12 protein-coding genes are annotated in these 14,284 nt (G+C 37.1%); 5 read left to right on the top strand and 7 right to left on the bottom strand.

Annotated elements, in window-relative coordinates:
• Positions 1-47: 47 nt before the first annotated feature.
• The 4 genes from PT603_RS01820 to PT603_RS01835 are packed head-to-tail and all read left to right on the top strand — an operon-like array spanning position 48 to position 2,625.
• The gene (locus tag PT603_RS01820) at positions 48-617 is read left to right on the top strand and encodes a DUF4126 domain-containing protein (RefSeq protein ID WP_008238569.1); all 570 of its coding nucleotides are present in this window, start codon (positions 48-50) and stop codon (positions 615-617) included.
• A 33-nt stretch (positions 618-650) separates the two neighbouring features.
• Positions 651-1,385, top strand: a complete 735-nt coding sequence (gene kdsB, locus PT603_RS01825; RefSeq protein ID WP_008238570.1) for a 3-deoxy-manno-octulosonate cytidylyltransferase — start codon at positions 651-653, stop codon at positions 1,383-1,385.
• Positions 1,378-2,073: an HAD family hydrolase gene (locus PT603_RS01830; RefSeq protein ID WP_008238571.1), complete on the top strand. Its 696-nt coding sequence runs from the start codon at positions 1,378-1,380 to the stop codon at positions 2,071-2,073. Before kdsB ends, PT603_RS01830 begins: the two co-directional genes overlap by 8 nt.
• A gap of 3 nt (positions 2,074-2,076) precedes the next feature.
• The gene (locus PT603_RS01835; protein WP_008238572.1) at positions 2,077-2,625 is read left to right on the top strand and encodes a 1-acyl-sn-glycerol-3-phosphate acyltransferase; all 549 of its coding nucleotides are present in this window, start codon (positions 2,077-2,079) and stop codon (positions 2,623-2,625) included.
• Between the two features lie 44 nt (positions 2,626-2,669).
• Here the strand turns inward: PT603_RS01835 and PT603_RS01840 are convergent, their stop codons facing one another.
• The 4 genes from PT603_RS01840 to gcvT all read right to left on the bottom strand — a co-directional run bounded on the left by PT603_RS01840 (position 2,670) and on the right by gcvT (position 7,504).
• Complete coding sequence (locus PT603_RS01840; RefSeq protein ID WP_008238573.1) at positions 2,670-3,389, bottom strand: YebC/PmpR family DNA-binding transcriptional regulator; 720 nt, start codon at positions 3,387-3,389, stop codon at positions 2,670-2,672.
• A gap of 67 nt (positions 3,390-3,456) precedes the next feature.
• On the bottom strand, positions 3,457-5,484 hold the full coding sequence (locus tag PT603_RS01845) for a carboxy terminal-processing peptidase (protein ID WP_008238574.1): 2,028 nt from the start codon (positions 5,482-5,484) through the stop codon (positions 3,457-3,459).
• A gap of 118 nt (positions 5,485-5,602) precedes the next feature.
• The gene (locus PT603_RS01850; protein WP_008238580.1) at positions 5,603-6,412 is read right to left on the bottom strand and encodes a sugar nucleotide-binding protein; all 810 of its coding nucleotides are present in this window, start codon (positions 6,410-6,412) and stop codon (positions 5,603-5,605) included.
• Between the two features lie 6 nt (positions 6,413-6,418).
• On the bottom strand, positions 6,419-7,504 hold the full coding sequence (gene gcvT / locus PT603_RS01855) for a glycine cleavage system aminomethyltransferase GcvT (protein ID WP_008238581.1): 1,086 nt from the start codon (positions 7,502-7,504) through the stop codon (positions 6,419-6,421).
• Between the two features lie 186 nt (positions 7,505-7,690).
• Between gcvT and PT603_RS01860 the strand changes: the two genes are divergently transcribed.
• Entirely contained in the window at positions 7,691-9,319 is a 1,629-nt protein-coding gene (locus PT603_RS01860; RefSeq protein ID WP_008238582.1) for an aminopeptidase P family protein, read from the top strand.
• A gap of 38 nt (positions 9,320-9,357) precedes the next feature.
• Here the strand turns inward: PT603_RS01860 and thrC are convergent, their stop codons facing one another.
• From thrC to thrA, 3 genes are read right to left on the bottom strand one after another with little or no spacing between them, the layout of a single operon-like run.
• Entirely contained in the window at positions 9,358-10,650 is a 1,293-nt protein-coding gene (gene thrC, locus PT603_RS01865; RefSeq protein WP_008238583.1) for a threonine synthase, read from the bottom strand.
• A gap of 2 nt (positions 10,651-10,652) precedes the next feature.
• A complete protein-coding gene (locus tag PT603_RS01870) occupies positions 10,653-11,573 on the bottom strand; it encodes a homoserine kinase (protein WP_040488652.1) in 921 nt (306 codons plus the stop codon).
• 12 nt (positions 11,574-11,585) lie between these two features.
• Positions 11,586-14,027, bottom strand: a complete 2,442-nt coding sequence (thrA, locus tag PT603_RS01875; protein ID WP_008238585.1) for a bifunctional aspartate kinase/homoserine dehydrogenase I — start codon at positions 14,025-14,027, stop codon at positions 11,586-11,588.
• Positions 14,028-14,284 lie beyond the last annotated feature (257 nt).

Genomic DNA, 14,284 nt, shown 5'->3' on the forward strand with positions numbered 1-14,284 from the left:
TTTTGATATCTTTGAGAAAATAGTATGGATATGCTCAAGGGAATTATATGACAACTGAAACAATTTTAAGTATATTTTTAGGGGTTAGTTTGGCTGCCTCTGTTGGATTTAGGGTATTTCTACCCTTATTTGTATTAAGTATAGCTTCCTATACCGGGATGTGGGAACTCAATGAAAATTGGGATTGGTTGGGGAGTTTACCTGCACTTATTACCCTAGGAGTTGCCATGATTTTGGAAATAGGAGCCTATTTTATTCCATGGGTGGATACGGTGCTGGATGCGATTGCCATACCCCTTGCCGCGATTGCTGGGACTGCGGTTATGGTATCTACTGTAGCTGATTTAAGTCCAATGGTTACATGGGTTCTAGCCATTGTTGCCGGTGGAGGTACGGCAACAGCTATAAAAGGAGCTACCACCACTACGCGTTTAACATCAACAGCTACTACAGGAGGGCTAGCCAATCCTGTTGTATCTACTATAGAAACTGGTACAGCAACAGCAATATCGCTGGCTGCCATAGTAATGCCTATGTTGGCAGCTGCTATAGTGGTAATTATTTTGGTGTTAGTTTTCCGCTTTTATCGTAAAATAAGACCAAGACGTAATGAGTAATACGTATATATGTTTAATCAATAGTTACATTTCATGAATATTATTGCTATGATTCCTGCTAGATATGCAGCTTCACGTTTTCCAGGAAAACTAATGCAGGACTTGGGCGGGAAATCAGTTATCATGCGAACATATGAAGCGGCGGTTCATTCAGCACTTTTTCAACAAGTATATGTGGTTACTGATAGTGAGATTATCTACAATGAGATAATTTCCAATGGAGGAAAGGCGCTCATGAGTCTTAAAGAGCACGAAAGTGGGAGTGATCGCATAGCTGAAGCTGTTGAAAATATGGAGGTAGATATCGTTGTTAATGTTCAAGGAGATGAGCCCTTTTTGAATAAAAGTGCATTGGTATCGCTTATTGACATATTTAAAAAGGATGTGGAAAAACAGGTAGATTTAGCATCAGTCATGTTTGAAATTACGGAGAAGGATGAAATTAATAATCCCAATAATGTAAAGGTAATTACTGATAGGAGTGGATTTGCCTTATACTTTTCTCGTTCTGTTATTCCATTTCCAAGGGCGGAAAATGTGGGAGTCCGCTATATGAAACACATAGGGGTGTATGCCTTTAGAAAGCAGGCGCTAATGGATTTTTATAAATTACCTATGCTTCCTTTAGAAGCTTCAGAAAAACTAGAACAACTACGTTATTTAGAATATGGTAAGCGTATAAAAATGGTGGAAACAACCCATGGAAGTATTGGAATTGATACCCCGGAAGATTTAGAGAAAGCACTTAAATTGTTAGGAAATGTTTAAAGGAATAAAAGTTATCGGTTTTGATGCGGATGATACTCTTTGGGTTAATGAAACGTATTTTCGAGAAGCAGAGGCCGCCTTTGGGAATCTATTGGCACCCTATGAAACATTAAACACCATCGATCAAGAACTTTTTAAAATAGAAATTGCCAATTTATCTATGTATGGGTATGGTATTAAAAGCTTTGTACTTTCCATGATAGAAACCGCTGTTAAATTATCTAATTATGGTGTTGATGCGGGGACTGTTGAGAAAATTTTGGAGTTGGGAAAGGAGATGCTTTCTAAGCCTGTAGAATTACTCCCTGGTGTTGAAAAAGTACTTCAAGAGCTGTCGCCTAAATATAGACTGATACTTTTAACTAAAGGTGATTTGTTAGATCAACAGCGTAAACTTGAGAAATCCAATCTTTTTAAGTATTTTCATCATATAGAGGTGATGACTGAAAAGGAGGAGGAGGATTATTCTAGAGTGTTAAATCATTTAGATATTAAACCTTCGGAGTTTTTGATGGTTGGAAATTCGTTGAAGTCGGATATCGTACCGCTTATCAATCTGAAAAGTAATGCAATTCATGTTCCTTTCCACACTACCTGGATTCATGAACAAGTTACCGAAGAAGTGAAGAATAATTCAACTCATACTACGGTATCCCAATTGGAAGATATATTGAATTTAATACCATAGAAGATGCGTATGTTTGCTAAGTTTATCTTTTGTACCTGTATGGGATGGCGTATTCAAGGCGATTTACCATCTCTTAAGAAGTATGTGATAATTGTTGTGCCGCATACTAGTTGGCATGACTTTTATATAGGTTTGTTAGTGCGAAAAATACTAGCTACTAAGATTAATTATATTGGAAAGAAAGAGTTGTTTAGACCTCCATATGGATGGTTTTTTAGATGGCAGGGAGGAACTCCAATTGATAGACATCACAGAAGCAACACGGTAGATGCAATTGCTCAACTATTTCAAGAACACGATGAATTTCGCTTGGCACTTTCCCCGGAGGGAACTCGAAAAAAAGTTAATCAATGGCGTACAGGGTTTTATTTTATTGCAAAAAAAGCAATTGTGCCCATTGTTATGGTTGCCTTTGATTTCGGTAAGAAAAAGGTAATCATTGCTCCTCCTTTTTATCCTACCGATAGTCAGGAAAAGGATTTTGAGTATATGTATAGGAACTTTAAAGGAGTAGAGGGGAAAAATAAGGAAAATTCATTTGAGGTAGAATAAACAAAAAAGCCATCTTTTAAGGATGGCTCTTCTTATTTCGATAGTTACGATTCGATTTCTTGCATGGTGTGATATACATTCTGTACATCGTCATCCTCTTCAATTTTTTCTAATAGCTTCTCTACATCAGCTACCTGATCCGCTGTTAGTTCTTTTGTAACTTGAGGTATACGGTCAAAACCGGATGATAGAATTTCAATATTGCGGTTTTCAAGTTCTTTTTGGATCGCTCCAAAGCTTTCAAAAGGAGCATAGATCATAATGCCATCTTCATCAGCAAAGACTTCTTCAGCACCAAAGTCAATCATTTCAAGTTCTAGTTCTTCTGGGTCTATTCCTTCCGAAGCGATTCTGAAGTTACAGGTATGGTCAAACATAAATTCCACAGATCCAGAAGTTCCTAAAGTGCCATTACATTTATTAAAGTAACTTCTGATATTAGCTACAGTTCGATTATTATTGTCAGAAGCAGTTTCGATTAATATAGCAATACCATGGGCTGCATACCCTTCAAAAAGTGCCTCTTTATAGTTGGCAGTATCTTTGTCAGTTGCTTTTTTGATAGCACGCTCAACATTGTCTTTCGGCATGTTGGCGGCCTTGGCATTTTGCATAACTGCACGCAGTCGGGAATTGGTTTCAGGATTTGGACCGCCTTCTTTTACGGCCATTACAATATCTTTACCAATACGTGTGAAGGTTTTAGCCATTGCTGACCAACGCTTCATTTTTCTAGCTTTTCTAAATTCGAACGCTCTTCCCATACGTCGTTATTAATTTTATGCAAATATAAAATGGTTTTGGTACTAATGAAAACATCCGGCCTAAAAATCACTTTTTTTCTTCAAGAAAATCCGTAATGATTCTGTAGGTTTCTATAAGTTGAAAGTCTTCATTTAATTCCTTAACCTTAAGAGTATATTGTTTACTTAACTCCTCGTTATGTTTTAATTTCTTCTCCATTTCTTTAGAATATTCTATGGTAAAACCTTTGGTTGGAGAAGTTGTTTGGTCTGATAGTTCCCAGATTTTATCGTAGGCAGTTTTACGTTTTAGCATTCCCACCATACTTAGTGGGTATACTTGCTTTTGAGTGGATAGACGAACTAAGGAATCATTAATCTGGCGGATGATTTGAAATTCAGATTGTGATTTTTGACGCGCTTCACTTTTTTTAGACACCGCCGTAAGATTTAGCGGAGCGGGTGATTTAAAATAGGTGTTTTTTATAATGGTGTCAGGAGGAATGCTATTATTGTAGTTGCGTTCGGCATTTTTCAAGTTTGAAAACAGAGATACTATGGAAATATCGGGAACTACTCCTTGTTGTTGAAATGTAGTTCCATTGATGCGATACATTTTTTCACTAGTGATTTTTACATAACCCATTGAACCCTCGTCTTTCCCAATATAAAATAACTGTTGGGAAGTGCCTTTCCCAAATGTAGGAGTTCCTATTATTATTGCCGCACTGTGATCTTGTAAAGCAGCGGCTGTGTACTCTGATGCTGAAGCAGTTTCTTCATTCACCAAAACGATTAATGGGTTGTCAAAAATGCGACCACTATTAAAATCACGTATAACTTTTTTATCATTATTTTTATGGTTGAGTATTGAAATGGGGCCTTTATTTATAAGGAGACTAACCAGCTTCGCGGCCTCATCCATTGAGCCACCTCCATTATTTCTTAAATCTAGAATTAGAGCCTCAAGGTTTTGCGGTTCCAGAGCCATAAGGGCATCTTTAAAATCATTGGCACATCCCTTACCAAATTCATCACTTGTGTAAAAAGAGTTGAGCTTTATGTACCCAATGGTTGGATTTCCTTTTAACAGGTAACTATCAATGACATTCTCAATTACTTGGGTTCGTTCTTTAACTACTGATATGTGACGGACTTCTGAAGTGTTAATTTTTTTTACTGAGAAGGTAATTTGTTTATGTGATGGATTGTATATGAAGTTGGCAAAAGTTTCATCAGAAACGCAACCAAGTTCTAAGACTTCTTGCTCAGAGGCTAGTCGAAGAATTTCGTCTCCTGCTTCAAAAGAGTTGAGTTTCCAGGCTGAGCTCCCAGGTTGAATATAGGAAACATACACTTTGCCATTGGTGCGTTCAAAGTATAAACCAGTAGTTTCATAATCATCATAGACCGATTCTTCAAAGGAACTTTTGTCTGCGTTGTTGAAATAGGAGGTATGTGGATCAAAATAGTTAGTAAAGGCATATAAGAACTGATTTTCCACTATAGAGCTAGATTTTTGCGCTAGTTCCAACTTCTCCTCCAGTTGACATAGTTCCTCCTGAATCACTTGATGTGAAATGATGTTTTTTTCATTTTCAAAAGGTGTCTTACTTTCACTGTCTAAATAGTGCTGGATAATTAAAAATCGAATCTTTTTAAGCCATATAAGGGTAAGGTCCTCTTCAGATTCTTCGTAATACGCATTTCCTGGGTGGTTGAAGGTAATGCTATCTTTGCCAGAAAAATCTAAAGATTCAGGTTGTATTGCTCGAACAATTCGTAGCGATCGTTCCAAAGCATTTACATAGGAATTTTGGAATTCTGTTATAAATGAACACTCAGCACTGATGATGTAATCATCTAATTGATTTTTGTGTTGAGCTAATTTGTTGACCTCACCATTGGTGAAATACATATATTCTGGATCGAGGTTGTTTAGAAAACGATTGAAAACCCACTGAGATAGTGTGTCATTGATGGGTTTGGGTTTTATATGATAATACTGTATTAGTTGATGAGAGTTGTGAAGTGTTTGACAAAATGTAATGGAATCCTGAGCTTTGGCAAAAAGACTAAACACAAGAAAAAAAAAGGTAATTCTAAAATGATGCATATGGCTAGCTACTTAAATTGTATTTGAAGGCTCTTAGTTAGGTACTACGGTAAATATACTAAAACGGACCTATTTATTTAACCATACGCTTTATAAAATATAGATTGAACAACTTCGATTACACTCCACTATCCTTAATTACTTCGTCGCAGCTTATGCGTAGATGCTTTGGGAGGAGTTGTTCTTTTGGAAGAACTGCTAAGTAACGGTCAAAATTGGAGGTATAGACATTTTTAAATAGTGGACTCTTAAGATGTGCTAATTTGCAGACTTCAATGATAAATTCATCATGATGGATAAGGTCCTCACTTCCCAAATGATAAATGCCCTTCTTTTTCCTATTTAGTAAGTAATGAGCTTGTTGAGCTAATCTATCTACGGTTGTTACGTTCATAACAAGGTCAGGGAAGACTTCATAGGCTTCTCCTTTTCGTAAGGTCTCTTTTAATTCTTTGATTCGTGGCGAATGTTTGCCAAAGACCATTGGAAGCCTTAAAATAAGGTAATTGTATTCAGGTAAACGAAGTAATTGATTCTCTATTTTTATTTTAAATCTACCATATTTGCTTTCAGATAAGGTTTTGTCATACTCATACGAAGGGTAATTAGTGAAAGCGTCAAAAACATTAGAAGAAGATAAAAAAACAAGTCGTTTACGTGTGTTTTTGATATAGTTTATTAAATGATGATGTACCTCAAGTTGTAAATCAAAATTGCCTCGCAGGCAACTGATAATAATATCTGGTTTTCGTAAGCTCAGCAATTCGTCTATACCGTCGTATTCCATATTGAAATGACTGAAATGCTGATTGTCTCTAAACGATTTATGACTAAAATAAGTACCGTATACATCAAAATAGGAGCACAGCTCTTTATAAAGCGTTTGCCCTATAAACCCGCTGGCTCCTAAAATGAGTATTTTATTCACTAGATTTTACTTTTTGTAAAAAGGAGGTTTTACTACCTTGGCAGGCACTGCATTTTTGCGAATTTGAATATATATTTCACTTCCTTCAGCAGTAAAAGCCGTAGGGACATATCCTAGCCCTACTCCAATTCCCATGGATGGAGACATGGTGCCTGAGGTTACAATTCCAATGACATTTCCTTGAGCATCAACAATATCATATCCATGACGAGGGATGGCGCGTTCAAGCATTTCAAAACCTATCAGTTTTCTAGTGACTCCAGCTTCTTTTTGTTGTTTCAAAGCTTCCGAATTTACAAAGTCCTTATTAAACTTTGTAATCCAACCTAAACCAGCTTCTAAAGGAGAAGTGGTGTCATCAATATCATTACCGTACAGACAGAATCCCATTTCTAGACGTAATGTATCACGTGCAGCCAAGCCAATAGGTTTGATTCCGTAGGAAGCCCCAGCTTCAAAAACTTTATTCCACACTTGTTCTACCTCACTGTTTTTACAGTAGATCTCAAACCCTCCACTACCTGTATAACCGGTGGCAGAAATGATAACGTTGTCGATACCTGCAAAATCAGCTACTTCAAAATGATAATATTTTATTGCAGATAAATCAACTGAAGAAAGTGTCTGCATCGCCTCAATGGCTTTAGGTCCTTGGATAGCTAGCAAGGAATACTCATCAGAGATGTTTCTCATTGTGGCACCAATAGAGGAATTATACTTAGAAATCCATTCCCAATCTTTGTCAATATTAGAAGCATTTACTACTAGTAAATATTGTTCTTCCTTCATTCGATAAATAATAAGGTCATCTACAATACCACCATTTTCGTTGGGCATGCATGAGTATTGAGCACGGCCTATTGTAAGTGTTGAAGCATCATTAGTAGCAACTTTTTGAATCAGTTCAAGAGCTTTTGGACCTTCAATTAAGAATTCACCCATGTGACTAACGTCAAAAACACCCACGCCGTTTCTAACGGTTTCGTGTTCGGCATTTACCCCTTCGTATTGAACAGGCATATTAAATCCAGCAAAAGGAACCATTTTAGCTCCTAATGCGATATGTACTTCTGTTAAAGCTGTATTTTTCATTGGTAAACGATGTTTACTTTAGTTGATATGTTATTTAAGCATTGCTATGCAAGTGTCGCAAAGGTATTGAAAAAAAGCAGGTAAAGCGAACCTGAAAAAGGCGAAGTCCTAAAGATTTTGTTAAGAAAACAGTGGAGAAAGATTTCAAATTCTATATTTGTGCTATATCAACCACACACCATACTTATGAAAAATGTGACTACTTTATTTTTGCTGTTATTAAGTTTTGTTTTGGGAGCGCAATCATCGCTACCAGATGATTATTTACCAAGTTCTTTTCATGCAGATAGAAGGGAAGCACTTCGCAAGCAAATGCCCACTGGTAGTGTTGCTGTTTTTTTTGCAAATCCAGAACGGAATCGTTCGAATGATGTAGACTATGTGTATCATCAAGATCCTGATTTTTATTATCTGACTGGTTATAAAGAACCAAACGCTGCTTTATTGGTGTTTTCCGAGAATCAAAAGGATGAGAATGGAAACACCTACAACGAGGTATTGTTTGTACAGGAGAAAAACAAACAGGCAGAGCAGTGGAATGGATATAGACTAGGAGTTGAAGGAGCAAAACAAAAACTAGGATTTTCTAAGGTATATAACGGGATAGAATTTCATGATTTCCCTATAGATTATAATTCATTTAGTCAGGTGTTTTTTCATGGATTTCATGATGATTACCGTGATTCAAAACGAAACCAAGCAGATTTGTTCAGCTTAATTGCTGCCTTTAAAAACAAAGTAAACTTTGCAGATTATAAGCCGCCACATCAAGCTCAACAAAATTTATATGGACTTATAAAAGCCACTGAAGTTGAAAATAGTGCAAATGTGGCGCAAACAATTGACAGATATTTAATGCGATTTCCTGAGTTAAAGGAAGATGAGTTGTTAACCTCGTATGCAAAAGCTGATATTGCTACTCGTAAAGAATTGAAGCAAAAAGTAAGCTTGAAGTTAGAAAAGTCTTCCTCAAGTATAATTAATTTGCAAGAGTTAGGAAAAATGATGGCTACCTTAAGAGAGGTGAAGACAGCGGAGGAATTGAAATTGCTCAATAAAGCCATTCAGATTTCAGCTATTGGTCAAGTTGAGGTAATGAAAGCGATGCACCCTGGGATGTCTGAACGTGAGATTCAAGGTATTCATGAATTTGTATTTAAAAAATATGGTGCAGAATATGAAGGGTATCCATCTATAGTTGGAGGTGGACATAACGGTTGTGTACTTCATTATATAGATAACAGCAAAACCAAAGTAGGGAATGATTTGGTATTAATGGATTTGGGAGCTGAATACCATGGATATACAGCGGACGTTACTCGTACAATCCCAGCCAATGGGACTTTTACTAAGGAACAAAAAGAAATTTATGATTTAGTGTATAGGGCCCAAGAGGCTGGTATAGCAGCGGCCAAGGTTGGCAATGCTTTTGGAGCTACTGACCAAGCTGCACGTGAGGTAATCAATAAAGGGTTAGTGGCATTGGGAATTGTAAAATCTGAAGCAGAAGCGCGTCAATATTTTCCACATGGAACCTCTCATTATATTGGGTTAGATGTTCATGATGCCGGTAATTATGGGCCACTACAAGAAAATATGGTTATCACTGTAGAACCAGGAATTTACATACCTGAAAACAGTGATTGTGATTCTAAATGGTGGGGAATAGCAGTTCGAATTGAAGATTGTATTTTAGTTACAAAAAATGGTCCTGAGAATTTATCGGCAGGAGCTCCTCGTACCTCTGAGGCAATTGAGAAAACGATGAAGGAGTCGAGTGTACTAAACGATTTTGTTTTACCTACAATAGATTAAACAAAACAAACGGCCTTTTTAAAGGCCGTTTTTAAGTACTATCTACTTTGAAGGAAATTTTTTAAATCCCCATAATCTGCGATACGAATAGTTGATTTTTTCCCATCCATTACCTTACTAATTTGTGGAGGGACCTCTGGTTGGCATAGCGTAGTTTCTTTAACAACGTCTATAAACTTAATAGGGTGAGCTGTTTCCAAGAATACGCCCAAATAATCAGTGTTGGTTTTCATATATTCTTTTAGTCCTAAATACCCAACTGCTCCATGCGGATCGGCCAAATAAGTGTGTTCACGCATTAATTTCTTCATAGCTTCTTTTGTTTCTTGATCTGAAAAACTAAAGGAAGAGAACCATTTTTGAAGCAATTGAAGGTCGGAGTTAAACAAATGCCTAATACGAACAAAATTACTAGGGTTTCCTACATCCATTGCGTTAGATATTGTTTGAATGGAGGCCATCTGCTTATAGATGCCACTTTTCATAAATCGAGGTACGGTGTCGTTACTATTGGTAGCACCAATAAAATGAGCTACAGGTAGGCCCAGGCGAGAGGCCATCATACCGGCACAAATATTCCCAAAGTTTCCACTAGGAACTGAAAAAACAATTTCCTTTCCAATGGATTTAAGCTGTTTGTAGGCGAAAAAGAAATAAAACATCTGAGGGAGCCAACGAGCAACATTTATAGAATTGGCAGAGGTAAGTTGTTGAGATTGTAATTCAACATCAAGAAAGGCTTGCTTAACCATATCCTGGCAATCATCAAAAACTCCATCTACTTCCAATGCTGTTATGTTTTGCCCTAGGGTTGTTAGTTGTTTTTCCTGGATATCACTCACTTTTCCACTTGGATATAAAATCACTACATCAACACCTTTTACCCCTAAAAATCCATCAGCAACAGCACCTCCAGTATCCCCCGAGGTAGCTACTAAAACAGTTACTTTGTTTTTCTGATTGCGGTTAAAATAGCTAAGACAACGAGCCATAAATCGTGCTCCTACATCCTTAAAAGCCATAGTAGGACCGTGAAAAAGTTCCAAGGCATAGATACTTTCTTCAATTTTAACCGTAGGGAAGTCAAATGACAATGTTTCTGATACAATTTTTTTGAGTTCTTCTATTGGAATATCATTGCCAATAAATTGTTGTATGACTTCTAGCGCAATTGACTCATTGCTTAGTGAGGTAATATTCTCAAAAAATGAGGGAGGCAGTGGAGTGATTGATTCAGGAAAATAGAGTCCTTTGTCGGGTGCAATTCCTCGTATAACAGCCTCTTTAAACGAAACTTTTGGTGCCTTATGTTGTAAACTTTTATAGTACATGTTTATAGTATTTTAATTCCTTCTGAATTGATTCTTGAAATATGAATATCAAAGGCTACGCCCATGGGAGTATATACCCGTTGCATGGCTTCACCTACCGCTATAGCTTGTTCCTTACCTTTACTTAAAGCAAAGATGGATGGTCCTGAGCCTGAAATCCCGGATCCTAATGCTCCTTGTTTTAGAGCTGCTTCTTTTACTTCCTTAAAACCTGGAATAAGTACACTTCGAATAGGCTCTACTATAACATCTTCTAGTGAACGAGCTATTAAATCATAATCCTTTTCATATAAACCACTTACGAGTCCTCCTAAATTACCCCATTGTTGTATGGCCTTTGCCAGAGGGATTTGTTGTTTTAATACGGCTCTAGCATCAGCAGTTTTCACCTCTATTTGAGGGTGTATTACGGTGGCAAATAAATGTTCTGGAGAGGGTAAAGACAGCACATCTAATGGGGTATAACTACGCACCAAGGTGAAGCCACCCATAAGAGCTGGTGCTACATTGTCAGCATGAGGTGCACCACTTGCAAGGGCCTCTCCCTGCATTGCAAAAGCAATAAGTTGGGTTTGAGTATAAGGTGATCCAAGAAGATGATTAATTCCAAAAACGGCACCAGCAGCACTGGCTGCACTACTTCCTATACCACTTCCAGCTTTAATTTTTTTGTATATTTCTATCTCAAAACCGTACGGGCATTCCAAACTATCCAACAAAGATTGTGCGGCTACTCCTGCTACATTTTTTGTGGTTTCTAATGGCAAATTAGCACCCGTTATCTTGGTAATTCGAATTCCTTTTATAGGTGATTTGCGAATAAGCATTTCATCTCCAACCGTATCAAGGCATACCCCCAATACATCAAAACCACAGGCTACATTTGCAATTGTAGCTGGACAAAATAGTCGTATTTCATTCATGTTTTCCATAATTTAGGAGGTAGCAGTTCTTATAATATCGGCAAAAATTCCAGAAGCTGTAACAGCAGCTCCAGCGCCTGCACCTTTGATCAACAGGGGATAATCCGGATATCGCTCTGTGTAAAATAAAACGATATTATCTTTTCCTTCTAGATTGTAAAATGGATGTTCTTTAGGGATTTGTTGTAAGCCAACTGAGGCTTTTCCTTCCTTAAATGTTGCCACATATTTTAAGCGTTTATCCTCTTCCTTGGCAGCCATGTAAAGTTGATTGAAATGCACAGCGTGAGTCTCTAAGGACTCTATAAACGATTCTACCGAAGGAGTTTCTAGGCTTTCTTTAGGTAAGAAGGTATGATTTTCTATATCTTCAATCTCTATAGGATATCCACTTTCTCTTGCTAGAATGAGAATCTTTCTTGCAACATCTATTCCGCTTAAATCTATACGAGGATCTGGTTCTGTATACCCTTCTTCTTTTGCTTGACTAACCACTTCTTTGAAAGAAGATGTTTCGTTGAAGTTGTTAAATACAAAGTTTAGACTACCGGATAAGACCGCTTGAATTTTATGTACTCTATCGCCTGAAGCAATTAGGTTTTTTAACGTATCAATGATGGGTAATCCAGCACCTACATTGGTTTCGAATAGAAAAGGAGCATTGTATTTTCGAGAAAGAAATTTTAAATGGGCATAGTTTTCATAGGCTGATGCACATGCTATTTTATTACATGTAACTACCGCGATGCTATTTTTTAAATACCATGCATAGGTTTGAGCCACCTGTTCGCTTGCTGTATTGTCTACAAAAATGCTGTTCCTCAAGTTTCGTTTTTTTACGTTTTCAAAAAAAGCATTCAGAGAAGTTTCCTCACCTTTTAATAATGTTTCTTTCCAGTTAGAAAGGTCAATACCATTGCTGTCAAATGCCATTTTTTTTGAACTTGCAATGGCAATAACACGTATATTGATTTTTAAAGTTTCTTTAAGGTAGGAGCGTTGTTGGTGTAACTGAGCTAGGAATATACTACCAACATTACCAGCTCCCATGATATAGAGGTTAAGCTGTTTTATGTTGTCTTCGAAAAAACGTTCATGAAGGACATTTAATGCCTTTTTTACGTCCTTATTTTCAATAACAGTTGAGATATTACGTTCTGAAGCTCCTTGTGCAATAGCCCTTATATTCACATTGTTCTTTCCTAAAGCGCTGAACATTTTACCACTTAATCCTTGGTGACTTTTCATACGATCACCCACAAGAGCAACAATTGCCAGATCACTTTCCATTAGGCAAGGTTTTATTTTTCCTCTTGAAATTTCATATTCAAAAGCCGTATCGATAATTTCTTTAGCTATGATGGCTTCTTGTTGGATGACTCCTAAACAAATGGAATGTTCCGAAGAGGCTTGCGTGATAAGAACTACACTAATTTCATGTTGTGATAATACTTCAAACAAACGTTTCGATATCCCTGGAACTCCCACCATTCCTGACCCTTCTATGGTAAGAAGTGCGATGTCTTCAATGTGACTTATACCGCTGATGGGAGATTTTTTTCCATTGGTGTTTTCGGATATACAGCTGCCGGCATTTTTGGGATTAAAGGTGTTTTTTATGTAGATTGGTATTTTAGCGTTTAATACGGGTTGAATTGTGGGAGGATATAGCACCTTTGCTCCAAAATGAGAAAGTTCCATAGCTTCTTCATAGGATATGTGTTTAATGGTCTTGGCTTGTTTGACCAATTTAGGATTGGCAGTGTACATTCCATTGACATCAGTCCAAATTTCTAGGGCTTCAGCATGTACCGCGTTTGCTATAATGGCAGCCGTATAGTCTGAACCACCTCTGCCTAATGTAGTGGTGTCCCCATTAAAGCTCGAGGATATAAATCCAGGGACTATAGTGATGGAACTTTTAGTACTCTGAAAGAAATAATGAATGTTAGTATTAGTAACAGAAAAATCTACGACTGCTTTTCCAAACGTGCTATTGGTTTTTATTAGTTCTCTAGTATCCTTGTAGCGCGCATCTAATCCTTCAGAAATAAAAAATTCACTGATTAGGTATGCAGATAAAAGTTCACCGTAACTAACAATTTTATCAGAGGAACGTTTTGTTATTTCTCCCAAAAGTGAGATTCCCTCAAGAAGAGTTTCTAAATGATTGAATTGTTGTTTTATATGGCTAATTACGCTGCTTTGTTTATCATAAGGGAACAGTAATCTTACAGTATCCAAATGTGTTGTCTCAAGCTCTTCAAGTAGTTGCAGGTAATTGTTTTGATGTGTGGCAGCTTTATTTGCGGCAAGGAGTAAGTTGTCTGTAACTCCTCCTAGTGCAGAAACCACTACCACTACAGGTGATGGGGTATCTTGAACGATTGACATTACTTTTCGAATGTTTTCAGCATTGGCTACTGAAGTACCGCCAAATTTTAAGACTTTCATTGGTTTTTGTTTTGGAAGCCATCATGGTTTTATTTAGGGGATGACTTAGGTAAATAAATAGATATTATTGGTGCGTAAAAAGCTGATGAAATGCATAGCAATTGTTGGTTTGATTAAACAAACCATCAGCATGGACGATATGAAATGACTTGACCCCTAGAAAGGGGTAATCGTTGTAGAAATGCCTGTGCCAATAAATAACAGTCCGTTGACAGGAGATTGTCCGGAGATTGTTATTTTTGATATGTGATTGTGTT

The organism is Imtechella halotolerans (genome assembly GCF_028743515.2).
Taxonomy (GTDB): domain Bacteria; phylum Bacteroidota; class Bacteroidia; order Flavobacteriales; family Flavobacteriaceae; genus Imtechella; species Imtechella halotolerans.